The organism is Reyranella sp., assembly GCF_030651995.1.
In the GTDB taxonomy this organism is placed as follows: domain Bacteria; phylum Pseudomonadota; class Alphaproteobacteria; order Reyranellales; family Reyranellaceae; genus Reyranella.
Genome location: NZ_JAUSBN010000071.1, coordinates 1 through 26,396, shown reverse-complemented (window position 1 = coordinate 26,396; position 26,396 = coordinate 1). Strand labels below are relative to the sequence as shown.

At 65.9% G+C, this 26,396-nt stretch carries 26 protein-coding genes; 13 read left to right on the top strand and 13 right to left on the bottom strand.

Going from position 1 to position 26,396, the window contains the following annotated elements; genetic code table 11:
* Nucleotides 1–15: 15 nt before the first annotated feature.
* The 5 genes from plsY to Q7V45_RS22000 form a co-directional block, all read right to left on the bottom strand.
* On the bottom strand, nucleotides 16–624 hold the full coding sequence (gene plsY, locus Q7V45_RS22020; protein WP_304856121.1) for a glycerol-3-phosphate 1-O-acyltransferase PlsY: 609 nt from the start codon (nucleotides 622–624) through the stop codon (nucleotides 16–18).
* A 9-nt stretch (nucleotides 625–633) separates the two neighbouring features.
* Nucleotides 634–1,440 carry a hypothetical protein gene (locus Q7V45_RS22015; protein ID WP_304856119.1) on the bottom strand — a complete coding sequence of 269 codons (807 nt, stop codon included), beginning with the start codon at nucleotides 1,438–1,440 and terminating at the stop codon, nucleotides 634–636.
* A gap of 61 nt (nucleotides 1,441–1,501) precedes the next feature.
* Nucleotides 1,502–2,851 carry a dihydroorotase gene (gene pyrC / locus Q7V45_RS22010; protein WP_304856116.1) on the bottom strand — a complete coding sequence of 450 codons (1,350 nt, stop codon included), beginning with the start codon at nucleotides 2,849–2,851 and terminating at the stop codon, nucleotides 1,502–1,504.
* On the bottom strand, nucleotides 2,848–3,813 hold the full coding sequence (locus Q7V45_RS22005; RefSeq protein ID WP_304856114.1) for an aspartate carbamoyltransferase catalytic subunit: 966 nt from the start codon (nucleotides 3,811–3,813) through the stop codon (nucleotides 2,848–2,850). The genes pyrC and Q7V45_RS22005 overlap by 4 nt, the downstream gene beginning before the upstream one ends.
* 74 nt (nucleotides 3,814–3,887) lie before the next feature.
* A complete protein-coding gene (locus Q7V45_RS22000; protein ID WP_304856111.1) occupies nucleotides 3,888–5,093 on the bottom strand; it encodes a citrate synthase family protein in 1,206 nt (401 codons plus the stop codon).
* Between the two features lie 83 nt (nucleotides 5,094–5,176).
* On the opposite strand from Q7V45_RS22000, the gene Q7V45_RS21995 reads away from it, so the two are divergent.
* On the top strand, nucleotides 5,177–6,262 hold the full coding sequence (locus Q7V45_RS21995; RefSeq protein WP_304856109.1) for a citrate synthase/methylcitrate synthase: 1,086 nt from the start codon (nucleotides 5,177–5,179) through the stop codon (nucleotides 6,260–6,262).
* 3 nt (nucleotides 6,263–6,265) lie between these two features.
* Here the strand turns inward: Q7V45_RS21995 and Q7V45_RS21990 are convergent, their stop codons facing one another.
* Together Q7V45_RS21990 and Q7V45_RS21985 are read right to left on the bottom strand one after the other, a co-directional pair.
* Nucleotides 6,266–6,820, bottom strand: coding sequence for a hypothetical protein (locus tag Q7V45_RS21990; protein ID WP_304856107.1), 555 nt, complete (start codon nucleotides 6,818–6,820; stop codon nucleotides 6,266–6,268).
* 12 nt (nucleotides 6,821–6,832) lie between these two features.
* Nucleotides 6,833–7,723 (bottom strand): phytanoyl-CoA dioxygenase family protein, encoded by an 891-nt coding sequence (locus Q7V45_RS21985; RefSeq protein WP_304856105.1) that lies wholly within the window; start codon nucleotides 7,721–7,723, stop codon nucleotides 6,833–6,835.
* A gap of 45 nt (nucleotides 7,724–7,768) precedes the next feature.
* On the opposite strand from Q7V45_RS21985, the gene Q7V45_RS21980 reads away from it, so the two are divergent.
* Genes Q7V45_RS21980 through Q7V45_RS21965 form a run of 4 tightly spaced genes read left to right on the top strand, consistent with a single transcriptional unit; the run spans nucleotide 7,769 to nucleotide 10,800 of the window.
* Nucleotides 7,769–8,401 (top strand): TIGR02466 family protein, encoded by a 633-nt coding sequence (locus tag Q7V45_RS21980; protein WP_304856104.1) that lies wholly within the window; start codon nucleotides 7,769–7,771, stop codon nucleotides 8,399–8,401.
* Between the two features lie 10 nt (nucleotides 8,402–8,411).
* The gene (locus Q7V45_RS21975; protein WP_304856102.1) at nucleotides 8,412–9,230 is read left to right on the top strand and encodes an amidohydrolase family protein; all 819 of its coding nucleotides are present in this window, start codon (nucleotides 8,412–8,414) and stop codon (nucleotides 9,228–9,230) included.
* The gene (locus Q7V45_RS21970) at nucleotides 9,227–9,631 is read left to right on the top strand and encodes a hypothetical protein (RefSeq protein WP_304856101.1); all 405 of its coding nucleotides are present in this window, start codon (nucleotides 9,227–9,229) and stop codon (nucleotides 9,629–9,631) included. Before Q7V45_RS21975 ends, Q7V45_RS21970 begins: the two co-directional genes overlap by 4 nt.
* A complete protein-coding gene (locus Q7V45_RS21965; protein WP_304856099.1) occupies nucleotides 9,628–10,800 on the top strand; it encodes a cytochrome-c peroxidase in 1,173 nt (390 codons plus the stop codon). The genes Q7V45_RS21970 and Q7V45_RS21965 overlap by 4 nt, the downstream gene beginning before the upstream one ends.
* 40 nt (nucleotides 10,801–10,840) lie before the next feature.
* On the opposite strand, the gene Q7V45_RS21960 is transcribed toward Q7V45_RS21965, so the two are convergent.
* The 3 genes from Q7V45_RS21960 to Q7V45_RS21950 form a co-directional block, all read right to left on the bottom strand.
* Entirely contained in the window at nucleotides 10,841–11,155 is a 315-nt protein-coding gene (locus Q7V45_RS21960) for an H-NS histone family protein (protein WP_304856096.1), read from the bottom strand.
* A gap of 154 nt (nucleotides 11,156–11,309) precedes the next feature.
* Entirely contained in the window at nucleotides 11,310–11,786 is a 477-nt protein-coding gene (gene ruvX / locus Q7V45_RS21955) for a Holliday junction resolvase RuvX (protein ID WP_304856094.1), read from the bottom strand.
* Entirely contained in the window at nucleotides 11,787–12,554 is a 768-nt protein-coding gene (locus tag Q7V45_RS21950; RefSeq protein WP_304856091.1) for an alpha/beta hydrolase, read from the bottom strand.
* A gap of 66 nt (nucleotides 12,555–12,620) precedes the next feature.
* Between Q7V45_RS21950 and Q7V45_RS21945 the strand changes: the two genes are divergently transcribed.
* The 4 genes from Q7V45_RS21945 to Q7V45_RS21930 all read left to right on the top strand — a co-directional run bounded on the left by Q7V45_RS21945 (nucleotide 12,621) and on the right by Q7V45_RS21930 (nucleotide 18,823).
* Complete coding sequence (locus Q7V45_RS21945) at nucleotides 12,621–15,104, top strand: cation:proton antiporter (protein ID WP_304856088.1); 2,484 nt, start codon at nucleotides 12,621–12,623, stop codon at nucleotides 15,102–15,104.
* A 90-nt stretch (nucleotides 15,105–15,194) separates the two neighbouring features.
* The gene (gene gatC / locus Q7V45_RS21940) at nucleotides 15,195–15,512 is read left to right on the top strand and encodes an Asp-tRNA(Asn)/Glu-tRNA(Gln) amidotransferase subunit GatC (RefSeq protein WP_304856086.1); all 318 of its coding nucleotides are present in this window, start codon (nucleotides 15,195–15,197) and stop codon (nucleotides 15,510–15,512) included.
* Nucleotides 15,513–15,515: 3 nt separating this feature from the next.
* Nucleotides 15,516–16,988 (top strand): Asp-tRNA(Asn)/Glu-tRNA(Gln) amidotransferase subunit GatA, encoded by a 1,473-nt coding sequence (gene gatA, locus Q7V45_RS21935; RefSeq protein ID WP_304856084.1) that lies wholly within the window; start codon nucleotides 15,516–15,518, stop codon nucleotides 16,986–16,988.
* Between the two features lie 116 nt (nucleotides 16,989–17,104).
* Nucleotides 17,105–18,823 (top strand): amidohydrolase family protein, encoded by a 1,719-nt coding sequence (locus Q7V45_RS21930; RefSeq protein WP_304856081.1) that lies wholly within the window; start codon nucleotides 17,105–17,107, stop codon nucleotides 18,821–18,823.
* A gap of 31 nt (nucleotides 18,824–18,854) precedes the next feature.
* Here Q7V45_RS21930 and Q7V45_RS21925 read toward each other — a convergent pair whose 3' ends face one another.
* The gene (locus Q7V45_RS21925; RefSeq protein WP_304856078.1) at nucleotides 18,855–19,838 is read right to left on the bottom strand and encodes a tripartite tricarboxylate transporter substrate binding protein; all 984 of its coding nucleotides are present in this window, start codon (nucleotides 19,836–19,838) and stop codon (nucleotides 18,855–18,857) included.
* 182 nt (nucleotides 19,839–20,020) lie between these two features.
* On the opposite strand from Q7V45_RS21925, the gene gatB reads away from it, so the two are divergent.
* Nucleotides 20,021–21,469, top strand: coding sequence for an Asp-tRNA(Asn)/Glu-tRNA(Gln) amidotransferase subunit GatB (gatB, locus tag Q7V45_RS21920; protein ID WP_304856077.1), 1,449 nt, complete (start codon nucleotides 20,021–20,023; stop codon nucleotides 21,467–21,469).
* A 2-nt stretch (nucleotides 21,470–21,471) separates the two neighbouring features.
* Nucleotides 21,472–22,239 (top strand): N-acyl homoserine lactonase family protein, encoded by a 768-nt coding sequence (locus Q7V45_RS21915; RefSeq protein WP_304856074.1) that lies wholly within the window; start codon nucleotides 21,472–21,474, stop codon nucleotides 22,237–22,239.
* An 11-nt stretch (nucleotides 22,240–22,250) separates the two neighbouring features.
* Here Q7V45_RS21915 and Q7V45_RS21910 read toward each other — a convergent pair whose 3' ends face one another.
* On the bottom strand, nucleotides 22,251–23,003 hold the full coding sequence (locus Q7V45_RS21910; protein WP_304856073.1) for a VOC family protein: 753 nt from the start codon (nucleotides 23,001–23,003) through the stop codon (nucleotides 22,251–22,253).
* Nucleotides 23,004–23,076: 73 nt separating this feature from the next.
* Between Q7V45_RS21910 and Q7V45_RS21905 the strand changes: the two genes are divergently transcribed.
* On the top strand, nucleotides 23,077–23,703 hold the full coding sequence (locus tag Q7V45_RS21905) for a glutathione S-transferase family protein (RefSeq protein WP_304856071.1): 627 nt from the start codon (nucleotides 23,077–23,079) through the stop codon (nucleotides 23,701–23,703).
* On the opposite strand, the gene Q7V45_RS21900 is transcribed toward Q7V45_RS21905, so the two are convergent.
* Complete coding sequence (locus Q7V45_RS21900; RefSeq protein ID WP_304856068.1) at nucleotides 23,700–24,746, bottom strand: GTP-binding protein; 1,047 nt, start codon at nucleotides 24,744–24,746, stop codon at nucleotides 23,700–23,702. The genes Q7V45_RS21905 and Q7V45_RS21900 overlap by 4 nt on opposite strands.
* Before the next feature lie 113 nt (nucleotides 24,747–24,859).
* Here Q7V45_RS21900 and Q7V45_RS21895 point away from each other — a divergent pair, with 113 nt between their 5' ends.
* The gene (locus Q7V45_RS21895) at nucleotides 24,860–25,942 is read left to right on the top strand and encodes a cyclase family protein (protein ID WP_304856066.1); all 1,083 of its coding nucleotides are present in this window, start codon (nucleotides 24,860–24,862) and stop codon (nucleotides 25,940–25,942) included.
* Nucleotides 25,943–26,396: the final 454 nt, after the last annotated feature.

The following is a 26,396-nucleotide window of genomic DNA, read 5'->3' as shown; positions in this document are numbered from 1 at the left end:
CCCATGCTGCGGACGTCAGGCCGCCCGCTTCTTGCCCTGGCCGATCTTGGGTTCGGTCCCTTTGAGCAGGCGCGCGATGTTCTCGTGGTGGCGCACCCACACAAGCGGCACGAGCAGCGTGAGCAGCATCGCGGCGCGCGGATCGGTCAGGAACCATGAGGCGATGGCGGCGATCACCACGCTGAGCAGCGCAGCCAGCGAAGAGTAGCGAAAGACCGCGGCCATCAGCAGCCAGGCGGCGCAGGCGATGGCGCCGACCGGCCAGGACAGGCCCCACATGACCCCGAGGGTGGTGGCGACGCCCTTGCCGCCCTTGAAGCCCAGCCATACCGGGAACATGTGGCCCAGCACCGCGCCCGCAGCGGCGCCGACGGCGGGCAGCTGTCCCACCTGGTCGGCGATCAGCACGGCCGCGACGCCCTTCAGCGCATCGAAGAGCAGAGTCGCGGCAGCGAGGCCTTTCCGCCCGGTGCGCAGGACGTTGGTGGCGCCGATGTTGCCCGAGCCGACGTTGCGGATGTCGCCCAGTCCTGCCGCACGCGTCAGCAGCAACCCGAACGGGATCGAGCCCATCAGGTAGCCCATCAGGAACGGGCCAGCCATCAGGATCAGGGTCGAGATCATCGCTGCGTCCTAGGGGCTCAGGAGCCTGCAGTTCGTCGAATCGACATAGGCCGTGGTGGGCGGCCCGATGAGCTCGGTGGTGATCTGTTCGCCGGGCTGGATCGACACCGGGCCGTAATAGGCGTCCTCCAGAGCGCGACTGCCATTCATGAAAGTGCAGACCGCCTGCGTATCAATCGGGCGCTGGATGTTGGACTTCAGCACGATCGTGACCTGCCAGTAGCGCGAGGGCCCGTAGGTCAGGTTGTTGGCGCCGATGGTGACCAACGGCTGCGGCGTCGCGAAGTTCGGCACCGGTCGCGGGCCGGTGCGGCGGGCCTGCGGCTGTGGCTTCGGGCCCATGGCCTCCGGCGGCCGGTAGGTGGACCTGCTCGGATCGAACGCCGCGTTGGGATCATATGGAGCCGCCCCGGGAGTGCCGAGCGGCTGGGGGCTGCCCAGGGTCGCCGTGCCGCCGCCGGGCACGCCCAGAGGCTGGGGCGTCAGAGGGGCGGCGCTGATCGAGGAGCCGGTGCTCGGCATCGGCGAAAGCGGTGTTGGGGTCGCCTGCAGCGGCGTGGGTGTCGGTGGGGTTACGGGGGCGGGGGCTGCCATCGTGGGGGCCGCGGCAGGAGCCTGCACGCCGCCGACCTGGGTCTGCAGGCGATCGTAGCAGGAGAGTCGCGCCTGAGTTTCGGTGATTTCGCTGCAGATCTGGATGTGGCGCGTCAAAGCGTCAAGAAGGTCGTCGCGCGAGCCGCCGCGCGGCTGGGCGTGCGCGGTGCCGGCGAGCGCGACGGTCGCGACGCCGAGAAGAAGTGAGTGCCGGAGCATCATCGGTTCCCCGTTGAGAGACGAAACGACCATATCAGACCAGATGGCCGTTTGAAGGCATCGGTTAGGCGGCGGTTGCCGCCATTGCGAAGCTGTCGTCGCGGTAGATCGTCCGGCCGCCGACGATCGTTGCCAGGACGCGGCCTTGCACCGGGCGCTCGTCGAACGGCGAGTTCTTGGTCTTGCTCCAGAGGTCGGTGCGATCGATCTTCCAGGCATAATCGGCATCGAACAGGACGAGATCCGCCGGTGCGCCCTTGGCCAGCTTGCCGGCGGGCAGGCCGAACAGCGACGCAGGCGTGCTGGACAGGCGCTGGAAGAGTCGGGGCAGCGTGATATGGCCGCCGTGAACAAGCTCGAGCGAGATCGGCAGCAGGGTCTCCAGCCCGATGCCGCCCGGCTCCGCCTGGGCGAAGGGCACGCGCTTGCTGTCCTGATCCTGCGGCCGGTGATCGGACACGATGGCGTCGATCGTGCCGTCCTTCAGCCCCTCGACGACGGCCACACGGTCCTTCTCGGCGCGCAACGGCGGCACGAGCTTGCAGAAGGTGCGGTAGTCCCCGACGGCGAGATCGTTCAGCGCAAAGTAGGGCGCGGCCGTATCGCAGGTGATCCGGAGGCCGCGGGCCTTGGCGGCGGCGATCACCGCCACCGACTCCGCGGTCGAGATCTTGGTGAAGTGCATGCGGCCGCCGGTCATCTCGGCCAGCCTGATGTCGCGCTCGACCATCATCACCTCGGCGAGCGGCGGACAGCCGGACAGGCCGAGGCGCGTCGCCATCGCGCCGCTCGTCATGGTGCCGCCGGACAGCGCCGGCTCCTGGGGCATGTGGACGATCAGCGCATCGAAGGTCTTGGCGTAGTAGAGGGCGCGGCGCATGACCTGCGCACTGGCAACGGCATGGTCGGCATCCGTGAAGGCCACGGCGCCGGCCTCTGCGAGCAGGCCGATCTCCGCGAGTTCCTTGCCTTCGAGGCCCACTGTCAGCGCGCCGTAGGCATACATGTTGGCGAGCTTGACCTGGCGGGCGCGACGGGCAACGAACTCGATCAGCGAAGCGTCGTCGAAGGGTGGCTCGGTGTCGGGCAGCAGCACCATCGAGGTGATGCCGCCCACGGCGGCGGCGGTGCCGGCGCTTTCCAGCGTCTCCTTGTGCTCCTCGCCGGGCTCGCCCGTGTGCACGCGCGTGTCGACCAGACCGGGCGCGAGATAGTAGCCGCGGCAGTCGACCGACCGGATGCCGTAGGGCGCGCCCGAGGCGAAGAGGTTGGGGCCGAAGTCGGCGATCTTGCCGTCGCTGATCAGGACGGCGCCGAGATACTCGGCGTCGCCGGTGGGGTCGACGATGCGGGCATTGATGTAGGCGGTCGAACCGGCATGCGGCGGCGCGGCCTTGTCGATCTTTCCGCTCACGCCACGGCTCCGAACTGGTTGCGTTGGCCGCCGATCAGGGCATCGAGACAGGCCATCCGGACCGTGACGCCCATCTCGACCTGCTCGTGGATGACGCTGCGATCGAGATCGTCGGCCACCTCCGAGTCGATCTCGACACCGCGGTTCATCGGGCCGGGATGCATGATCAGGGCGTCGGGCTTGGCATATTCCAGCTTGACCCGGTCGAGACCGAAGAAATGGAAATACTCGCTGATCGAGGGAACGAACGAGCCCTGCATCCGCTCGGTCTGCAGCCGCAGCATCATCACGATGTCGACGTCCTTCAGGCCCGTCTTCATGCTGTAGTGGACCTCGACGCCCAGCCTGTCGACGTCGGTCGGCATCAGGGTGGGCGGGCCGACCACGCGCACACGTGCGCCCATGATCTGCAGCAGGTGGATGTTCGAGCGGGCGACGCGGCTGTGCATGATGTCGCCGCAGATCGCCACCAGAAGACCCTCGAGATTGCCCCGTCGTCGGCGGATGGTGAGCGCGTCGAGCAGCGCCTGCGTCGGATGTTCGTGCTGCCCGTCGCCGGCGTTGATGACGGCGCAGTTGACCTTCTGCGACAGGAGATTGACGGCGCCCGACTCGTGGTGGCGCACGACAATGGCGTCGGGCCGCATGGCGTTGAGCGTCATCGCCGTATCGAGCAGGGTCTCGCCCTTGCGCACGGAGGAGGTGGCGACGTCCATGTTGATGACGTCGGCCCCGAGCCGCTTGGCGGCGACCTCGAAACTCGTCCGCGTGCGCGTCGAGTTCTCGAAGAACAGGTTCATGATCGTCCGGCCGGCGAGCCTGTCGCGCCGTTTGTCGACGGATCTGTTCTGGTCGATGTAGGTTTCAGATAGGTCGAGCAAGCCCGAAATCGTTTCAGGCGAAAGACCTTCGATGCCGAGAAGGTGGGGCAACCTCGGCACGCCCGCGCGATTGTTTGTCACTAAAGCGCGACGTTAAGCACGCACGCGCGGCCCTCGCAAGAAAGCGTTTTGGTGGATAACCGGTGCGGCGCGGATCAGGCCGGCGGACGCGGTCCGGTGTAACGCGCACGAGGCCTTATCAGCGCACCGTGTGCGGCTTGCTCGATGGCGTGCGCGATCCATCCGACGGTGCGTCCGAGGAGGAACAGGGCCAGAGCCGACTCCTTCGGCAGGCCGAGGACGCGGGCGAGGGTGACCGTCGCGAAATCGACGGTCGGCTTGCGGTCGATCTGCTGCTCGACGGCGCTTGCCACGCGCTGGGCGAAAGCCAGCTCTGCAGAGCCGGGGACGAACTCGCGCATCATCGAGAAGAGGACGAGAGCGCGGACGTCGCCGTCCGGATAGAGCTGGTGGCCGAATCCCGGGATGTAGATGCGCTCGCTCACCCGGCGCGCGATCTCGGCGTCGATGTCGGGTACTTGCGCAAGATCGGCGAGGAGACCCGCCACGCGGCGCGTCAGTCCGCCGTGACGGGGGCCATTGATCGCCACCAGTCCCGCCATCGTGGAGGCATAGAGATTGGCGCCGGTCGAAGCCACGACGCGGGCGGCGAAGGCAGAGGCGTTGAACTCGTGATCGGCCGACAGGACGAGGGCGGCACGGATCAGCGGCGCGAGCTCGGGCGGAACATTCCAGGCCGTGGCCACCTGCTCATGGATCGGGCGATCGGAGAGGGGCTGGCCGGTTACCGCGGCTGCCAGCAGCCGCAGGATGCGCGCGCCCGTCTCGAGCATGGCGGGGCGATCTTCCACCCAGCTCGGATGATCCCAGCGCGATGCGGCCGGCAGCAGCACGAGGCAGGCATCGACCGGGGGCAGGGCCGAGGCGGCCTGCCAGGCACTGCGCAGGGCGGCGGACAGGGGCGGCAGGTTACGCGCGGCGAAGGGCCGGTCGTCGCAGTCCCAGAGGAGCTGGGCGACCTGTTCCAGGGAGCTGTTGCGTGCCAGCCGCGCCGCGTCCTGGCCGCGATAGAAGAGGCGGCCGTTCTCGATCAGCGTCAGCGAGGACTCGAGAACCGGCGTGCCGAAGTCGAGGGCGTTCGCGGCGATCGACTCGGCCTTGCGGCCGACCTCGCGGCGACGCTTGAGCTGGGCGACGTCGTCGGCCCTGTAGCGCCGCTCACGCTGGCCGTTCGTGGCTTCCGAGCGCAGCAGGCCGCGGCTCACATAGGCGTAGAGCGTGGCGGCCGAAACGCCCAGACGTCGCGCCGCTTCCTTGGAGGTGAGCCATTCGATTGCCATTTCTTATTATGGATTAATACAGTCAATATTGACAATACATAGGCTGGATCGAATGTTGAGCCCGGAACAGCAAGGGGATTGCGATGCTGCAGACACGGGTGGACAGCGGGCTCGACGGCGTGATCGTGGCCGACACGGTGATGAGCGAGGTGGACGGGGAGGCCGGCAGGCTGATCGTCCGCGGCCAGGCGATCGAGGACCTCGTGAAGACGTGCGGCTTCGAGGGCGTCGCCGCACGGCTCTGGGAAGGCTTCGCCGAGGGCGGCGGCGATGAGGCGGCGGTGCGGGCCGGACTGGCCGCGGCGCGCCAGCGTGCCTTCGCGGACGTCCCGAAGCTGCTGGGCGCCGCCAAGGGGCTCAGCCCTGTGGAGGGGTTGCGTGTCGGCCTCGGCATGCTGCCGGATTCCGATCCCACGCCGCATCACTACCTGGTGTGCGGCGCGCTCCCGGTCTTCCTCGCCGCGCTGCTGCGGGCGGCCGACTCAAAGCCGGCGCTCGCGCCGGATACGGCCCTCACGACGGCGCAGGATCTCCTGCGCATGATCCGCGGCAAGCGCGCCGACGAGGCTTTCGAGAAGGGGCTCGATATCTATCTCGCGACCGTCACCGACCATGGCTTCAACGCCTCGACCTTCACCGCGAGGGTTGTCGCCTCGACCCGCGCCGGGCTCATCTCGTCGGTGCTGGCGGCGCTCTGCGCCCTCAAGGGGCCGCTGCACGGCGGGGCGCCCGGCCCGGTGCTCGACATGTTCGACGAGATCGGATCGCCCGAGCGCGCCGAGGCGTGGCTGGACAATGCCTTCGCCAACGGTACGCGCCTGATGGGCTTCGGTCACCGAATCTACAAGAAGCGCGATCCCCGGGCGGACGTGCTGAAGAACGCCGTGGCGACGCTGCCGCAGACGGCGGGCCGGCTGGCCTTCGCGGTCGAGGTCGAACGCAGCGCCATTGCCTCGTTGCGCAAGCACAAGCCGAAGCAGCGGCTCGACACCAACGTCGAATACTACACCGCGCTGCTGCTGGAGGCGCTCGAGGTGCCGCGTAGCGCCTTCACCGCCTTGTTCGCCGTCGGCCGCGCCGCCGGGTGGTGCGCCCACATCTTCGAGCAGGAGAAGGGCGGGCGCCTCATCCGGCCGCAGTCGACTTACGTCGGACCGCGGTCCGACTGAGCCTCAGGCTCGACGGGTCGTCGAGCCGCGCCAGGTTCGGGCCCGCGTCCCGGCGGCGTCGAAGACCCAGAGGATCACGTCGGCGCCGGCCGACGTGAAGGTGGCGGTGAAATACCGCCGCCAGAAGCTGCCGTCGGCGTGGGTGAACAGCGCCGACGTCCCGAGCTGGTTCGGCCGCGCCGTCAGGCTCGCGGAACGCGGCATCGCGCGCGCATCAGCCAATTGCAGCAAGGCCACACCGTCCGTCACCGGCCCGAAAAACATCGTCTCGCCGACCTCGTCCGTCTGCATGGGCCCGCCATCGATGCGCAGCCAGACGGCGGGCTTGCCGTCGACCGTACGAACCGCGAACTGAAGAGCGAAAGGCATGCCGTCATCGTATTGCTCGCGCGGCGACTTCGGCGGCGGGACGATGTCCTCCAGCGGAATCGAACGATAATAGCGCGCGGTGCCGGCATAGGTGCCGAGCCATTCGGCCCATTGAACGCGTTGGGCGTGCGCGGACGGCGCGGCAAGCAGCATGCCCGCGGCCGCCAGCGCGCGCCGCCGCGTGATCATGGGCGGGTGGCCCTAATCGGCAAGGGCGGGCCGCTCTTCGTAGGTGTCGAAGAAGCGCCGACCCGAGCCGCGCTGGTTTTCATAGATCGAGCCCTGGTGATCGGCCGGTGGCAGGGGCATGCGGACCGGGGCCGGCCGGACGCGCGGCTCGATCGTCGGCTCGCCCAGCACCATGCGGCTGTTGAATTCGTCGAAGTCGGCGACTCCCATCAGCGGCCAGGCATCGGCGGCGGCATATTCGTGCAGCAGGAGCCGGCGCTGGCGATTGGACCGGTTGAGCGCCGAACCGTGGACCAGCCGCGCATGATGGATGGTCATTGAGCCGGCCGGACCCATGAGCGGGACGGCCTTCGTGACATCGACCCCGCTCGCCTCTGGATCGAACGCGCCGCAGAAGCGGCCGTTGGCATGGTGGTCGTGGACCGGCCCGCGATGCGAGCCCGGGACCACCATGAGAGGCCCGTTGGCCTCGTCGCAATCGTCGAGATAGATGCCGGTCGCCAGCACGTCGTCGTTGCTGTGCGGATAGAAGGCCCAGTCCTGGTGCCACTCGACCGGCGAGCCATAGCCCGCCGACTTCATGTTGAGCTTGCCGCCATGCAGGCGGAGGGCGGGGCCTATGAGCTGCGCAAGCAGGGACGTGATCTTCGGGTCGCGGGCGAGGTCGCGGAAGAAGGCGTGGCGCTTGAAGATGGCGGGCTTCAGCCGGCGCACCCTCGGCATCGTGGCGCTGTGGGTGGGCTCGAGATCGTAGAGATCGTCATTGGCCGATACGCCGCGCGCTTCGGCGACCAGCCGGTCGGTCAGCGTGCGGAGCTCGGCGAGCTGCGCCCCCTCGATCAGGCGCGGGATCACGAGATAGCCGTCGCGGCGGTAGGTCTCGATTTGATGATCGGTCAGCATGCGGAAAACATAGCACGTGAAGCCCGCATCATCGATAATCGCGACATGACGAGCCGTGCTCTTTTCCCGACCCTTATCTATCGCGAGTCGCTCGTCGACCGGCGCTGGCGGCGCTTCAACCAGGATCTCGCCGACGAATGCCAGTCGCTGGCGGCCTCGGATGCGGCGGGACAGCGCTGGTCGGCCAAGCACTATCTCGGCGGCTATACGTCCTATGGTTCCCTCGACCGTCTGCACCTCGTTTCCTCGCTGTTCGACCGGCTGCGCCGCCGAATAGATGTGCACGTGAAGAGCTTCGCGCGCGACCTCCATTACGATCTGGCCAGCCGGACTCTCGCGATGACGGATTGCTGGGCCAACCTCATGCCGGCCGGCACGGTCCATTCAATGCACATCCATCCGACCTCCTTCATTAGCGGGACCTATTACGTGTCGGTGCCGAAGGGGGCGGGCGCGATCAAGTTCGAGGACCCGCGGCTCGGCTACCAGATGGCCGCGCCGCCGCGTCGCGCCGATGCCCCGGAAGCCTATCGTGCCTTCGTAAGCGTGGCGGCGCATGACGGCGATCTGGTGCTGTTCGAAAGCTGGCTGCGCCACGAGGTGCCGCCGGCGCACTTCTCCGGCGAACGCATCTCGATTAGCTTCAACTACGCCTGCCCGCCGAAGACCGGCCGCTGAAGGATCGACGATGCGCCTCTTCTCCCTCGTGCTTTTCCTGGTGTTTGCCACCGGCGTCTCCACCGCGCGGGCGGCCGACGAGCTGCCGATCTTCGATGCCCACATGCATTACAGCCACGACGCTTGGTCGGTCGTGCCGCCGAATGAAGTGGTCGAGATCCTGAAGAAGGCCGGCATAAAGCGCGCCATGGTGTCGAGCTCCAACAACGAGGGCACCAAAATGCTGCAGGACGTGGCGCCGGGCATGATCGTGCCCGAGTTGCGGCCCTATCGTTCGCGCGGCGAGATCTCGACCTGGGCGAAGGATCCGACGGTGATCCCGTATCTCGAGGACCTGCTGTCGAAGCGCAGGTACAGGGCGATCGGCGAGTTCCACATCTACGGCGCCGATGCCGACCTGCCCAACGTGCGTCGCGTCGTCGAGTTGGCAAAGCAGTACGGGCTCTTCCTGCATTCGCATTCCGATGCCGATGCCGTGACGCGGCATTTCCAGCAGGACCCGAACGCCAAGGTCCTGTGGGCGCATTCGGGCTTCGAGCGGCCGGAGACGGTGCGCGAGATGCTGCGCCGGTATCCGACCCTGTGGTGCGATCTCGCCTTCCTCACCGCGCACGTCTCGAACGGCAAGGTGGCGCCAGGCTGGCGCGAACTCTTCATCGAGTTTCCCGACCGCTTCGTGCTGGGCAGCGACACCTTCACGCCGGAGCGCTGGCACTATGTGATCGAGAATGCCCGCTGGTCGCGGCAGTGGCTTTCGGACCTGCCGCCGGACGTCGCGCGCAAGATCGCGTACGAAAATGGCGACCGGCTGTTCGGAGGCGCGCCGTGAGGCTTGCCGCGGCATTGCTGGGAGTTCTCCTGGCGACGCCGGCCTGGGCCGACGACTGCCCGCTAGACCTGGGACGCGGCACCGGATGGGTCGTCTTTTCCGATCATTACCTGATGGCGTTCCGGTCCGATCCGCTGCGCATCGAAGTGGGCGAGCCGTTCGCCCTGCTCGTCAATGTCTGCACCAGGCGCAGCGGTGCCGCCGAGCTGCTGGCAGTGGATGCCAACATGCCCGAGCATCGACATGGCATGAACTACCGGGCCACCATCGTGGCGAAGGGTAACGGTCGCTTCAGGGCCGAGGGGCTCTTGTTCCACATGCCCGGCCGTTGGGAAATCACCTTCGACGTACGTGCGGGCAGCGAGAGCGAGCGCCTGACGCACGATATCATCCTCAAGTGATCCGACTGCTGCTGCTGGTTTCTTTGCTGGCGGCAGGGGCCGTCGGCGTCCGTGCGCAGCATCTGCTCGACTGGTCGGCCGAGGAAATCAGGGCAGTCGGGCAGCACGGCCCCTGGCCCCCGCCGCCTGTGCAAGACCCCTCGAACAAAGTGTCCGGCACGCCCGCCGGCATCGCGCTGGGCGAGCATCTGTTCAACGAGCCGCGCCTGTCGGGAGATGGACGCATGAGCTGCGCCACGTGCCATCAGGCTGGCCGCGAATGGAGCGACGGTCTCGCCAAAGCGCGCGGCGCGGTCGAACTCGATCGCCGCACACCATCGCTGTGGAACATCGGGTATCTGCACTGGTTCGGCTGGGACGGGGCGGGCGACTCGCTGTGGGCCCAGAGCATCCGTCCGTTGCTCGATCCCCGAGAGATGAACGGCGGCCCGACGCGCGCCGGCGAACTGCTGCGAAGCGATGCCGCGTTCGCCTGCGGCTATGAACGAGCATTCGGAAGCAGGCCCGGAAGCGATGACGAGCGGCTGCTGGTCGACACGGCCAAGGCGTTGGCGGCCTTCCAGGCGACACTGGTCAGCCCGCGCACAGGCTTCGATGACTTCCGCGATGCTTTGCTGGCCGGTGATCGCGAAAGCGCGTCACGCTATCCGCTCGCGGCGCAACGCGGGCTGAAGCTGTTCATCGGCGAGGCCAGCTGCAACCTCTGCCATCTCGGGCCACGCTTCACGAGCGGCGAGTTCGGCGACATCGGCATCCCGTTCTTCGTCCGACCGGGCGAGGTCGATCCTGGCCGACACGGCGGGCTGGGCCGACTGGCGGCCAGCCCCTTCAACCTGCTCGGCAAGTACAATGACGATGCGTCCGGCAGCAACGCCCGGCGTACGCGGCATGTCCAGCGTCAGCATACGAACTTCGGGGAGTTTCGTGTCCCCGGCCTGCGCCAGGTGGGCCGCGGCGGCCCGTACATGCACAATGGCAGCCTCGCAACGCTCGAAGACGTCATAAGGCACTATTCCGAGGTTAGTCCCGATCGCCTCCACAGCGATGGCATACCCCTGGTCCGGCCGCTGGGCCTGACGGTGGAGCAGAGCGCCGATCTCGTGGCCTTCCTCCGCTCGCTGGATGCCGAAGCGCTGGCTCGCCCATCGCCGGCACCGCTCTGCCCTTGAAGCGCCTTCGACGCCGCGATGCGAGGTATAGGGTTCGGCTCTACTTGATCAGGAAGCTTTCCAGCTTCTTTCCGCTCTTGAGCGCGGCCGTCAGCCACCTCGGGCGATTGCCGCGACCGGCCCATGTTTCCTCGGCATTCTTCGGATTGCGATAGAGCGGCGGCAGCTCTCTTCCCTTGAGCGGATGCGATTTGCCGCGACGCTCCGAGCCGCCCTTCGCAGGGATCGTTCCACGAAGTTCTGCAATAGCTTCGATCAACTTCATGCGCTGCTTTGAAATACGCGTCTCGATCTCGGCTTCGATCTGCGCCCGCATCACCACCAAGTCATCAAAGGCCATCGACTTGATCTTCATGCTGCCAATCCTCGTTGTTCGTGTAAGTCCCGACTGAAGTACGCGCGAAGCTGCAATAGCGCAACATGGTTGCATAGTACGAAAGCATGCGTTCGTCGTGCAGACTTCGACGAACAGCTTGCTCGAACACCGCACTCGCGGTGCGCGATTAAGGTTAACGCAACCGCGCGATCACGCTTTCAAGGATCCAGGCCGCCGCGGCCGCATCGACACGTTCGGCGCGCTTGGCGCGTGTCATGTCGTAATCGTCGATCATGCCGCGTGTCACCGCCGCGGTGCTGAGTCTTTCGTCCTGGAAGACGATCGGCAGGGCGGCGAGCGTCGGCGCACCATGGTTCTGAATGTTCGTCACGAACTGCCGCACCGACTGGCAGCGCGGACCTTCGGTGCCATCCATGTTGAGGGGCAGGCCGACCACCAAAGCCTTTACCTCGTGCTTGCGCGCGAGCTCGGCGAGCGCGGCGAGATCCGCCGCCAGCTTGGTGCGCTTCACAGTGGTGAGGGGCGTTGCCAGCATTCTCATCACGTCGGATGTCGCCACGCCGATGGTCTTGCTGCCGAGATCGAGCGCCATCAACCGGCCGTCGCGCACGAGCAGCGCCTTGAATTCGGGAAAGTCCATGACGGGCATTCAGGGCGCCTTGCCCGTCAGCCAGGCTTCGGCGTGATCCGCAACGCGCTTCCACCCGGGTTGTCCGAGCACCCAGTGTCCCTGGTCTTCATACTCGACATAATCGGACACGTGGGCGAAGTGCTTCGCGGTGCGGCGCACGACGCCGGGCGGTACGAGCTTGTCCTTTTCGGCGGCGACGAAGAGCAGGGGCACAGTCACGCGTCGTGGATCGACCGTCGCGGCCTTTGCCCAATCGAGCCAGGGCAAGGCGATTTCGAGCAGCGCACGTCCCGACTCGTGAACGAAGGACGAATGCTCTTTCTCGCCCATGGCGTGGCCTGCCGTATTGAAAGTGTACGAAAGCGCCTCGCCGAGTGTTGCCCTGTGCGGCTTTCGCCACCACCCCCAGCGCGCCTGGATCCGGGCGAAGGCCAGCAGGTTGGAGGGCCTGATCGCGAGGATGCTCGAGGGTGGAGCAGGGGTGAGCAGCACGCCGGCCCGTGCGAGGCCCTTGGCGCACAACAGCAGCGCCAGCAATCCTCCCATCGAATGGCCGATGACCACCGGCTTCTCCGGGAGAGCCAGAATCGTCTTCTCCAGATCGGCGACATAGTCGAGCAGGCTGGTTTCACCCAGTGCACCAGGCGGTGCATCCGGCGGCACGTCGTGATGTCTCAGCGGGTGTGCAATTGTTTGCCACCCACGCTCGTCGAGGAACGGGCGCCAACGATGCCAGACGCCGGGTGTTCCCCACATGCCGTGAATCAGGACTGCCAAGCGAGCCATTGCCGAGGTTATAAGGCGTGCAGCGGACTGGGTCGACACGGCCCGCGAGAAAGGCGTTCAGACAAGGTGACAGATACTCTCTATGCCCTGCTGGCGATTGCGATCGTCCTCACCGTCGTAAGCGTGCTGGTGCCCCTCGCCGAGCGATTCCGGCTGCCGCATACCGTGCTGCTGGCGATTACCGGCATGGGCATGGGCTTTCTCGGGTCGTGGATCATCAGTCGCGGCATAGACCTCGGAGTTCTTTCCGACGCTTTCGTCGGTCTCGATAAGCTCGAGGTCGGGACCGAGGTGTTCCTGCCGCTTTTCCTTCCGCCGCTGCTGTTTACCGCCGGCCTGACGATCGACGTCCGGCGCCTGATGGACGAGATTCACGCGGTCCTCCTGCTGGCGGTCGTTGCCGTGCTCGTCTGCATCGCCTGCGTTGCGGGGGTCGTCCATTTTGCGACCGGTATCGACATCGTGGTCTGCCTCCTGCTCGGCGCGGTCGTCTCGACGACCGATCCGGCGGCGGTCATCGGCATCTTCCGAGACGTTGGCGCCCCCAAGAGGCTGTCGATCCTGGCCGAGGGCGAGTCTCTGCTCAATGACGCAGTGGCGATCGCGGCCTTCGGCCTTTTCATGAGCATCCTGGTGGCGCGCGCATCCGGCGATTCCGCCATGCCCGCGGATCCGACGGCGGCGGTCGGCGTGTTCCTGCGCGAATTCGTCGGCGGCCTGATGCTGGGTTTCGCCATGGCACGAGTTGCCATGATGATTCTTCCCCGGCTGGGCGATTCCGATGCTGCCATCGCCTCGGTCACGGTCAGTCTCAGCTATCTCTGCTTCATCGTCGCCGACCACTATATCCACGTCTCCGGAGTGGTTTCGGTCGTCATGGCAGCGCTCACCGTGGCGGCCTATGGGCCGACCCACCTGCATCCCCGGCAATGGACGGCGTTGCGTCAGGTCTGGGCGCAGCTCGAGTTCTGGGCGAACTGCCTGATCTTCGTGTTGGCTTCGATGATCGCGGCCGATGTGCTGCTCAAGATCGACTGGCTCTATATCTGGGGTGTCGCGGCCGTTGCGATAGGCGCCTTCTTGGCGCGGGCGCTGGTTGTGTTCGGCATGCTGCCGGTGCTCGAAACCTCTAAGCTCGTTCAACCCGTGAACCGCCGCTACAAGGCGATCCTGGTATGGGGCGGCCTGCGCGGCGCAGTGACGATCGTGCTGGCCATGGTTGCCGCCGGCAACCTGCGCCTCCCCGAGGCAACGCGCGACTTCATCGCCATCTCGGCCGTCCTGTTCGTGCTGTTCACCCTGTTCGTGAATGCAACGACCCTTGGACTGGTGATGCGTCTGTTTGGTCTCGACAAGCTCAGCCGCCTCGAGCTGGCTCTGCGCGACCGGGTGCTTGCGCTGTCGCGTATCAACGTCGACCGACATCTTCGGGAAATCCTCCGGCAGCACAATGAACGCACGGAGGGCTTCGCCGTCGATCCCGCGTCGGCGGGGGATCCCGCGGTGGAGCCCGTGCCGGCGGAGCTGGCGCTAGATCTCGACGAACGGATCAAGATCGGCCTGGTGACTCTCTGCACCCGCGAAAAGGAACTCTATCTCGAGCTGTTCCAGCAGCAGATCCTGTCGCGGCGCATGGTGGCCATCCTGGCGGCGAACGCCGACCGCCTGATCGATACGGTGCGCGACAAGGGGGTCGAGGGTTACGGGGAGTGGCTGGAGGAAATATCGAAGCCGAATTACGGCTTTCGAGTCGCGCTGTGGCTGCATCGCCGTTTCGGCTTCGAACGCATGTTGACAGAGCGTCTGGCCGATCGATTCGAGATCCTGATGGTGTCGCTCAGCGTGCTCGGGGAACTCGCGGTGTTCAACGCGAATTCCGTCGCCGACCTCCTCGGGCACGATGCCGAACAGCGGCTCGCGGCGTTGATCGCCAGTCGCCAGTCAGGTGTGGAAGGCGCACTCAAGGCGCTCTCGCTGCAATACCCCGGCTACTCTGAATCGGTGCAGCAGCGCCAGCTCGAGCGGGCCGCGATCCGCTTCGAAGCGGAGGAGTATGTCCGTCGGTTGCACGAGGGCATCATCAGCCGCGAGGTCTACAACGACCTCCGGGACAAGCTTGCCGAGCGGCGCAGTGCCGTGAGCCAGCGTCCGCCTCTCGACCTCGGCCTCGAACTGCAGGCCATGATCGGCCGTGTGTCGCTGTTTGCAGCGCTGGACCGTGAGACCATCGTTCAGGTCGGCAAGCGGCTGCGTGCCCTGGTCGCCTTCCCCGGAGAGAAGATCATCCGGGTCGGCGGACCGTCCGATGCCATGTACTTCGTTGCCGCGGGCGAGGTGACCGTCCATGCCCGCACCGTTACGGTGACCCTCAAGGAGGGCGACTTCTTCGGTGAGATGGGACTTTTGAGCTCCCAGCCGCGCAACGCCGACGTCGTCGCCAACGGCTACTGCCACCTGCTGGTCCTCTACAAGAAGGATTTCAACCAGCTCCTGTCGCGCAAGCCCGAGGTGCGGGCAGCGATCGAGGAAGTGGCGGCCCGGCGCGCCTGAGGCAGCCACGACGGTTCGGTTGCCCACGAAGGGCAAACCGGCTACCAACCGCGATTAATGCTTTGTTTCTGGGCGTTTTGGAGTGCTGGAATGTCGCTCGACAAGGAGACCGTGGCGCGCATCGCGCGGCTGGCCCGTCTGAAGGTTCCCGAGGAAGAACTGGCGCCGCTGGCCGGCGAGCTTTCAGGCATTTTTGCCTGGATCGAGCAGTTGAACGAGGTCGACACCAACAATGTAGAGCCGATGTCGTCGGTCTCCGATGTCACTCTCCCGATGCGTGCCGACAAGGTCACAGATGGCGGCATCGCGGCCAAGGTGCTGGCCAATGCGCCGGACGGCGCGGTGTACATCGACCCGTCCGACAGGAATGCCGGCGGCTTCTTCACCGTTCCGAAGGTGGTGGAGTAGACGATGGCGGCTCTTACCGACCTGACGATCGCCCAGCTTTCCGCAGCGCTGGCGAAGAAGGAAGCGAGCGCGGTCGAGGTTGCCGATGCGCACCTCGCGAAGCTCGACGAGCATCGCGCGCTGAACGCCTTCATCACCGAGACGCCGGACAAGGCGCGCGAGATGGCCAAGGCCTCCGACGCACGGCGGGCCAAGGGTGAGGCCGGCCTGCTCGAGGGCGTGCCGCTCGCGATCAAGGACCTGTTCTGCACCGAAGGCGTACAGACGACCGCTGCGTCGAAGATCCTCGAAGGATTCGTGCCGCAATACGAGAGCACGGTGACGGCGAACCTGTGGAAGTCGGGCGCGGTGATGGTCGGCAAGACCAACCTCGACGAGTTCGCCATGGGCTCCTCGAACATGACCAGCCATTTCGGCGGCGTCGAGAATCCGTGGAAGCGCAAGGGCGACAACCGCAAGCTGGTTCCGGGCGGTTCCTCCGGCGGCTCGGCGGCGGCGGTCGCTGCCTACATGGTTCCTGGCAGCACGGGGACGGATACCGGCGGCTCGATCCGCCAGCCGGCGGCGTTCTGCGGCATCGTCGGCCTGAAGCCGACCTACGGCCGCTGCTCGCGCTGGGGCGTCGTGGCTTTCGCCAGTTCGCTCGACCAGCCCGGGCCTTTCGCCCGCACGGTCGAGGACACGGCGTTGCTGTTGCAGGCCATGTCCGGACACGATCCGAAGGACTCGACGTCGGCGCCGCTGCCGGTGCCGGATTTCGCCGCCGCGGCGCGCAACCCCGACATCAGGGGCATGAAGGTCGGCATTCCTAAGGAATACCGGGTCGACGGGACGTCCGAGGAGATCGTGGCCCTGTGGTCGAAAGGCATGGAGATGCTGAAGGCGGCCGGCGCCGACCCGGTCGAAGTCTCGCTGCCGCACACTAAGTACGCCTTGCCGGCTTATTACATCGTGGCGCCGGCGGAATGTTCGTCCAACCTCGCGCGCTACGACGGCGTTCGCTTCGGCCTGCGCGTTCCGGGCAAGGACCTGACCGAACTTTATGAGAACACGCGCGGCGCCGGCTTCGGCAAGGAAACCCGTCGCCGCATCCTGATCGGGACCTACGTGCTGTCGGCCGGCTACTACGACGCCTACTACACGAAGGCGCAGCAAATCCGGGCGCTGATCGCGCGCGATTTCAAGCAGGCCTTCGAGAAGTGCGATGTCCTGCTGACACCGACGGCGCCGACGGCGGCCTTCGCCGCGGGCGAACAGATGGATGATCCGGTGGCCATGTACCTCAACGACATGTTCACGATCCCCGCGTCGATGGCGGGCCTGCCTGGCATCTCGGTGCCGGCCGGCCTCGACAAGGACGGGCTGCCGCTCGGCCTGCAGCTGATCGGCCGGTCCTTCGACGAGGAGACGCTGCTGCGCGCGGCCGCCGCCATGGAGAAGGCGGCGGACTTCAGCGCTCGCGCCGCGGGGTACTGAAGAAGAAACGTCGTATCGCGAAACGATGCGCTCGTTCTGCAATTCGTCTCGCGTGAGCCGTGGAGACGGGTCCGCCCCGAAGGCGTAAGCTTTCGGGAACCCCGGAGGAAACGAATATGGCGGATTTCGATCTCGTAGTGCGCGGCGGCAACGTGGCGGATGGCACGGGTGCTGCGATCACGGAAGCCGACGTCGCGATGAAGGACGGCAAGATCGCTGCCGTCGGCAAGGTGAGCGGTCAGGGCACGGAAGAGATCGACGGCAAGGGCATGCTGGTCACGCCCGGCTTCGTCGACATCCATACCCACTATGACGGTCAGGCCACCTGGGATTCCTACCTGCAGCCGTCGAGCTGGCACGGCGTCACCACGGCCGTGATGGGCAATTGCGGCGTCGGTTTCGCGCCGGTGAAGATCGAGGACCGGCAGCGCCTCATCGAGCTGATGGAAGGCGTCGAGGACATTCCCGGCGCCGCCCTCGACGAGGGCCTCAACTGGTCCTGGGAATCGTTCGGCCAGTATCTCGACGCGCTCGACGCCAAGCCTCGCGACATGGATCTCGGCGCGCAGCTGCCTCACGGGGCGCTACGCGTCTTCGTGATGGGCGAGCGCGCCGCGCGCCTCGAAGAGGCGACGACCGAGGAAGTGGCGCAGATGCGTGCGCTGACCGCGCAGGCGATGCGCGACGGCGCCATCGGCTTTTCGACCTCGCGGACACTGAACCATCGCACCGTGAAGGGCGATCCGACGCCGTCGCTGCGCGCCTCGGAGGAGGAGCTTCTGGGTATCGCGCTCGGCATGAAGGATGCGGGCCGCGGCGTCATCGAATTCATCTCGGACTTCAACACGCCAAACGCAGAGAGCGAGTTCGAGATGCTCGACCGGCTGCTCACCGCCTCGGGCCGGCCGTTCTCGGTGTCGCTGGCGCAGGCCCACTCGCGGCCCGACGGCTGGCGCAGACTGCTCGGGCTGGTCGAAGGCCTAGTCGCCAAGGGCCATAGCGCCAAGGCGCAAGTGGCGCCACGCCCGATCGGCGTCCTGCAGGGACTGCAGGCGAGCCGAATCCCGTTCTCGATGTGCGCCTCCTACAAGGCGATCCAGAACAAGACGGTCGCGGAGCGCCTCGCAATCATGCGCGATCCCACGTTCCGCGCTCAGATCCTCAAGGAGAGCCAGGAGCCGCTGCGCTCGGCCATGGCGGCGCGCCTCACCGATTTCGATCGCATGTTCCCGCTGGGCGATCCGCCGGACTACGAGCCGCCGCAGGAAAGCTCGCTGGGCGCGCGCGCGCGTCGCGAGAACCGCGATCCGCGCGAGGTCGTGTACGACTACCTGATCGAAGGTGAGGGCAAGAACTTCATCTTTGCACCCTTCGCCAACTACGCCGCCTACAACCTCGACTGCTGCAGCGAGATGATGCAGAGCCCGCACACGCTGATCGGGCTGGGCGACGGCGGCGCGCATGTCGGCCTGATCTCCGACGGCTCGTTCCCGACCTCGCTGCTCTCGCATTGGGGCCGCGACCGCAAGAGCGGCCGGCTCGACGTGTCGTGGCTGGTGAAGCGCCACACGCAGGACAATGCGAAGGCGGTCGGCCTCGGCGACCGAGGCGTCGTGGCGGTCGGCAAGAAGGCCGACCTCAACGTCATCGATTTCGACAGGCTCCGCGTCGAGGCGCCGATCATGAAGTGGGACTTGCCGGCCGGCGGCAAGCGCCTGCTGCAGCGCGCGACCGGCTATCGCGCGACCATCGTGTCGGGGCAGGTCACGTATCGCGACGGTGAGGCGACGGGCGCGTTGCCGGGCCGTCTGGTGCGCGGCGCGCGGACCGCCTGAGCGGCCCGCGCGCAGTCGGCATCGAGGGCGGTCAGTCGCCCTTGATGTCGTTGTCCTTGATGACCTTGAACCAGCGCTCCTGTTCGCTCTTCTGGTAGGCGGCGAACTCCTCGGGCGAAGTCGTCAGGATCTCCATGTTGAACTGGTCGACGAACTTCTGCGTCACGTCGGGCGCCAGGACCGCCTTCTTGATCTCCGCATGCATGCGGTCGACGATCGGACGCGGGGTGCCGGTCGGCGCGTAGACGCCCCACCAGGAGTAGGAGGGGAAGGCCTTGACGCCCTGCTCGATGAGCGTGGACGTGTCGGGGAGCGCCGGTGTGCGCTTCTCGCCGGTCACGGCCAGCGCCCGGACCTTGTTGGCGCGGACATGCGGGCTGAAGGACGTCAGGCTGCCGATGGCGACGTCGGTGACGCCCGCCAGGATGTCCTGGTTGAGCGGCCCGCCGCCCTTGTACGGGATCAGATTGAGGTCGACGCCATTCTCCTTCTTGATGAGGGTCATCAGCACCAGCGCCTGGCTGGCGCCGAGTACGCCGACATTGACCTTGCCCGGCCGCGCCTTGGCGTCGGTGATCACCTCGGCGAAGGTCTTGTAGGGCCGGTCGGGGTGCGCGCAGATCGCCTGCGGCGTACGCCCGATCTGCATGACGTTGAACAGCTCGGAATCCTTGTAGGGCAGGCCTGACGCAAAGGCGGGATTGAGGATGTGGCTGTCGAAGGTCAGCATCCAGGTCTGGCCGTCGGGCGCGGCCTTGGCAGCGATCGCCGAACCGACCGCACCGGTGCCGCCCGGCTTGTTGTCGACCAGGATGTTCCAGCCCGTGTTCTCGATCATCTTGGCCTGGATGATGCGTGCCACCGGGTCGGTCGAGCCGCCCGGCGGGAAGGGAACGATGATCTTGAGGGCCCCCTTGGGCCAGTCGGGGGCGGCCTGGGCGCGAACGAGGGCCGGCGCCCCCAGCGTCGCGGCGGCGGCGCCGACGAGCAGCGTACGGCGATTGAATGTCGTCATTGAAATCCTCCCTGCGGATACGTCTTGTTGTGGGCGCGCCGAAAGCGGCCGCTCCTTACCCAAGCTTTTACTTCAGCCTCTTCGGCATCGGGTAGTGTGATCTTGTGCCGAAAATGTGGCGTAACGCGACGTCGCAGACCGATCTTTTTGCCAAGCGGGTCGCTATTGGCTATCTAACCGCCATGTCGCTCATCAAAGGTGAAACCGGCGAGTGGGAGATCGTGCTGGGGCTGGAAGTCCACGCTCAAGTGATTTCCGACGCCAAGCTCTTCTCAGGCGCGCCGACGGCGTTCGGCGCCGATCCCAACACGCAGGTGTCGCTGGTCGACGCCGCCATGCCCGGCATGCTGCCCGTGATCAACGAGCGCTGTGTGGAGCAGGCGATCCGGACCGGTCTCGGACTCAACGCCAGGATCAACCTGCGCTCCATCTTCGACCGCAAGAATTACTTCTACCAGGACCTGCCGCAGGGCTACCAGATCTCGCAGTACAAGGATCCGATCGTGGGCGAGGGCGTGGTCGAGATCGATCTCGACGGCGGCGTCACCAAGAAGATCGGTATCGAGCGGCTGCACCTCGAGCAGGATGCGGGCAAGAGTATGCACGATCAGCATCCCAGCCAGACCTATGTCGACCTGAACCGGTCGGGCGTGGCACTGATGGAGATCGTCAGCAAGCCCGACATGCGCACCGCCGACGAAGCGGCGGCCTATCTCACCAAACTGCGCTCGATCGTGCGCTATCTCGGCACCTGCGACGGCAACATGGACGAGGGCTCCATGCGCTGCGACGTCAACGTGTCGGTGCGCAGGCCGGGCGGCGAGCTGGGCACGCGCTGCGAGATCAAGAACGTGAACTCGATCCGCTTCGTGAAGCAGGCGATCGAATACGAGGCGCGCCGCCAGGTCGAGGTGATCGAAGGTGGCGGCACGATCAAGCAGGAAACCCGGAACTTCGATCCGGGGCGCGGCGAGACGCGTTCGTCGCGTTCGAAGGAAGACGCGCAGGACTATCGCTACTTTCCCGATCCCGACCTCCTGCCGCTGATCTTCACGCAGGACTATGTCGACCAGATCCGGGCCACCCTGCCGGAGCTGCCCGACGCGCGGAAGAACCGTTACATCAAGGATTTCGGTCTCTCGCCCTATGACGCGGGCGTACTGACGGCCGAAAAGTCGACGGCGGAGTTCTTCGAGGCTGTCGCCAAGGGCCGCGACGCCAAGCAGGCCGCCAACCTGGTAACCGGCGATTTCTTCGCCATGCTGAACCGGCGCGGCGCCACCTTCGAGACCTCGCCGATCAGCGCCGCCCATCTCGGTAAGCTGCTCGACCTTCAGGCGGACGGCACCATCTCCGGCCGCATCGCCAAGGACCTGTTCGCCGCCATGGAGGAGACGGGCAAGGACCCGGCCGTCCTGGTGGAGGAACGCGGCCTGAAGCAGGTGACGGATACCGGCGCCATTGAAGCCGCCATCAAGGCGGTGATCGACGCCAACCCCGGCCAGCTCGCGGCCTACAAGGCCAAGCCCACACTGTTCGGCTGGTTCGTCGGCCAGGTCATGAAGTCGACCGGAGGCAAGGCCAACCCGAAGGTCGTCAACGAGCTGCTGAAAAAAGCGCTCGACGCCTGACGATGGCCGTCAAGCTCTACGCCATGACCTGCGGCCGCCTGGTCGGCCGCCTCAAGGACATGATCGAGGGCGAGGACGGGCAGGTGACGCTGCCCATTCCCTCCTACCTGATCGAACACCCGAAGGGACGGGCGGTGTTCGACACCGGCATGCACCCGCAGTGCCGCACCGACGCGGCCGGCCGCATGGGCGCTGGCGTGGCGCGGATCTTCGGCTTCGAGCAGTACGGTCCCGAGGACGACGTCAAGTCGCGACTTGAAGCGATCGACCGCGATCCCGGCAAGGTCGACTTCATCGTGAACAGCCACCTGCATTTCGATCATGCCGGCGGCAACGAGCTGGTGCCCAACGCCACGATGGTGGTGCAGAAGCGCGAATGGCAGGCGGCGCAGGACCCGGAGACGGCGGCCAAGGTCGGCTTCTTCCGCGCCGACTTCGACCATGGCCATCCGGTGAAGCAGGTCGAGGGCGAGCACGACCTGTTCGGCGACGGCTCCGTGGTCTGTATACCGACCTACGGCCATACGCCGGGTCATCAATCGCTCAAGGTGCGCACCGAGGCGGGCGAGATCGTGATCACCGGCGACGCCTGCTACTTCTGCCGGACCCTGCGCGAACGCCGCCTGCCGCGCTTCGTCTATGACCGCGAGCAGATGCTGGCCTCGCTCGACCGGCTCGAAGCTCTCGAGAAGAGCGGTGCACGGCTCTTCTTCGGACATGATCCGGACTTCTGGAAGAACGTGCCTCAGGCCCCGGTGCCGGCGTTCTAAAAGCGTCCGTGTCAGTTCTGCGGGATGAACTCGATCATCAGGCCGCCGGTCTGCTCGGGCGCGACCAGAACGCGATCACCTTCGGCCAGGGCGAAGGGCACGTTGTTGGCGCTGAGCAGTCCCTGCAGCGGGCGCGCCCGCTCGATGGCAATGGCGGCGCCGACGACCGCCGGCAACTCGCTCGGTGGCATCATCTCGAGCGCCTTATACTCGAGCTGGAAAGCGAGAGGCGACCAGATCAGCAGTTCGACGGAGCCCGCTTTCACCATGGTGCAACCGTCGAAGATCTCCTCGACGTTGGCGCCCCAGGCCGCCTTGAGCGCCTTGGCAGTGTCCTTGGGCTTTTCGGCAATGGCGTGGATGGCCATCATGCCCAGCGCGCCATTGGGATGGACGATCCATTCAGGTTCCATGAAGGCATCGGGCGTCTCGTGCTTCACCGGGAACCAGGGAAGGGGGCCTGCACTCTCGCCGACCACGACCCCGGCATCGACCTCGAAACCGTCCTCGGTCTCCCAGGCATGCGTGCGCTCCTCGCCCTCGAGTTCGGCGACGTTCAGTGCCAGTGCAATCTGAGGCGGGTGGCCCTGCAGCAACTCGATGTAATTCGGCACGTCGTCCCGGTCGGGCTGGAAGCAGATGCAGCGAGGCTCGACCCCGTCGGGTGTCAGATTGAAGCCAATCTGGCCCAGTCGGGCGGCGGTATCCGCGGGGTCCGACGCGGTCAAGGAAAGGTGATCGATATCGCGTGCTGAAATCTTCATGCCCGCTCATACAGGCTTACCCCGGCCCGCCTCAAGTGCGATGCTTGGAAGCCTGAATTTGAGGGAGATATCGATGTCCAAGATGACGCTATACGGAATTTGGCTGAGCGGCCCGACCTACAAGGCAGGGCTCGCACTCTCGCTTATGGGCCAGCCCTTCGCCTACAAGCATGTCGACCTTCGCGCCGGCGCGCACAAGCAGCCGGAGTATCTCGCCATCAACCGCTTCGGCCAGGTGCCGGCGCTGGTCGACGGCGATCTCAAGCTCTGCCAGTCGGGCTCGATCCTGCTCTATCTCGCCGACAAGTTCGGCAAGATGGGCGGCAAGACGCCCGAGGAGAAGGCGCGGGTGCGCGAGTGGCTGTTCTGGGAGTTCGACCGGCTGGCCTCCAACATCTATCGCCCGCGCGCGATCAAGCGCGGCTTCATGAAGGCCGACGACAACGTCCATCAGATGTACGTCAACCAGGCGAACGACGCCCTCAAGGTGCTCGATGCCGCGCTGGCCAAGTCGGATTTTCTGGTCGGCGGCGAGGCGACCATCGCCGATGTCGCGGCCTACGGCGACGTGGCCTATGCCGAGGAAGGCGCAATCGATCTCGCCCCCTATACCAACGTGACGGCTTGGATGGGCCGGGTCGAGAAGCTTCCCGGCTTCAAGAAGTACGAGGATGTCCTGCCCAAGCAGGATGCCGCCTAGGGCCTGACGGCCTCCTTCATCTCCGCCCAGCTCGCCTCGACCGCAGCGCGGTCGAGGTCCCGGGTGATGAAAACCAGCCGCGAGCGCCGCTCGGCATCCGGCCAGCGGGCGAGCAGGGTGGGCGGATGGAAGGTACTGTGCACGCCGTGGATCACCAGTGGCTGGCTCTTACCTGAGACGTTGAGCACCCCCTTCACGCGCAGAAGCCGGTCGCCCCACGAGGCGCGGACGGCCATGAGCCAGCGATTGAAGAGGTCCCAGTCGAGCGGCTCGTCGAATGTAAGGCAGAAAGAGGCGATGTGCGCATCGTGCCGTGACCGGTCTTGGTCGTGGGCATGGGGCGCATGATTGTGAGCCTCCGCGTTCAGCCATGCCTGCACCTTGTCGCTCTTGCCCAACGGGTCGAAGGGGCCTGAGTCGAACAGAAGAGCCGGATCGACGTCGCCCTGCACGATCTCGAAGAGGGAAGCGCCCGGATTCATCCCAGCCAGCCTGGCGCGTAGCCCGGCGCTGGCGGCGATCTCCGCGAGGTCGGTCTTGCTGATCAGCAGACGGTCGGCGACCGCCGCCTGCTTCAGCGCTTCGGGGTGCTCGTCGAGCTGGCGCGCACCGTTCACGGCGTCGACCGTCGTCACGACACCGTCGAGCCGGTAGTCGTGACTGATCATCGGGTGGTTGAGCAGGAGCTGCAGGATCGGCGCGGGATCGGCAAGGCCCGTCGTCTCCAGCAGCACTCGGTCGAAGGGCGGCATCTCGTCCTTTGCGCGGCGGCGGGCGATGTCGCGCAGGGTGTTGTCCAGATCGCCCTGGATGGTGCAGCACACGCAGCCCGATTGCAGCAGCACCATGTCTCCACCGACCTGCTCCATGAACAGATGGTCGAGTCCGACCTCACCGAATTCGTTCACCAGCACCAGGCTGCGGGCCATGCGCGGGTCGCCGAGCACGCGGTTGAGAAGCGTGGTCTTGCCGCTGCCGAGGAAGCCGGTGATCAGCGTCACCGGCAGGCGCTCGGCCGACTTGTCGGGATCGAACAGGCTCATCGGTGACACCCTCACATACGCATATGTAACAAAGTAACGATGACGCTTCCGCTTGACGATGCAACGTGAGGGTATGACGCTTTCGATATCAATAAGGAAAAGGAGGAGCGTCCATGGACTCGAGGTATCTTCAGGACAAGGAACACTTCAAGCAGGTGCAGCAGGGGATCGATGAGGATCGTCGCTCGTTCCTGACGGCGGGTCTGATCGGCGGCGCCGTCGCCGCCGGCACGCTGGCGGCTGGCGTCGCGCACGCACAGCAGGTCGCGCAGGCTCCTGCGGCGACCGACAAAGCATGGTGGCCGCATCCGAAGTGGGGCAAGGACGACCAGGCCGGCGCCTCCAACTACATGACGCCCGCGAAGGTCCTCGACACGGTGAAGCTGATCAAGGACGGCAAGGTCTATCGCATCGGCCGCATCTATGAATCGGCCATGCCCAAGTTCGGCGAGCGCGCGTTCACGTTGCGCATTCCCGGTGGTCCGACCGGCGGCCCGTTCGGCGCCAACAAGCTGATCTACAACGACGAGTATCTGTCGACCGAGATCGGCCAGACGGGAACGCAGTTCGACGGGTTGGCGCACATCGGCATCCAGATGGGCAAGGACGGTGACAAGAACGAAATGCGCTACTACAACGGCGTCACCGAGCAGGAGATGGGCAGCGCCTACGGTATGAAGAAGCTCGGCATCGAGCAGGTGAAGCCATTCTTCACGCGAGGTCACCTGTTCGACGTCGAGGCGGTCAAGGGCGGCATGATGGAGGCCGGGCAGGAGATCTCCATCGCCGACCTGAAGGCGGCGCTGCAGAAGCAGAACATGCAGGAAGCCGACATCAAGGAGGGCGACGCCGTGTTCTTCAATACCGGCTGGGGCAAGCTCTGGATGAAGAACAACGACAAGTTCAACGGTGGTGAACCCGGCATCGGGATGGAAGCCGCCAAGTGGTTCATCGACAAGGGCATCGCGCTCACCGGTGCAGATACCTGGGCGACCGAGGTGGTGCCAAACCCCAACAAGGACCTGGCCTTTCCGGTCCATGCCGAGCTGATCACCAAGAACGGCATCTTCAACCACGAGAACCTGGATTTCACGGGGCTCATCGCCGACCGCAAGTACCAGTTCGCCTACATCTTCTCGCCGGCACCGATCAGGGGCGCGACGGGATCGAACGGCGGCCCCATCGCGGTGACCTGATCGGGAGCTGGAATTGTGCGCCAGAGTCCGTACCAAATAGGATCTCGCGTCGGATTTTGGTTGATCATTCATGGCTCCAGGAGGGAGCCTTGATGTGAGCAAACGGCTTCAGTGGCTTGCCGACGAGGAGGGGGCTCGGATCGAGCTGTAGCTGCTACATGGTCGCAACGGCGAATGGACGATCGGCGGGTGCTTCAACTGCTGGAGTCGTGAGGGTCTGTGGCTGCAGATGTTCGAGGCCCTGTCGGAGTCTCGGTAGGTGCGGGTCCCCGCAACGAACACAAAGACGCCGTTATCAAGAGAGGCAGCGCTTTTCGTAAATTTCCCGTTGACGGTGTTGGGGGGTACCCATATAAGCCCGGCTCCCGACGACGAGCGGGGCCGCCGGAACCGCCTCAGAGACTGAGGCGCGAGGATCGAGAGATCCAGGGGGCACCGTCGACGAAGGTCCCGA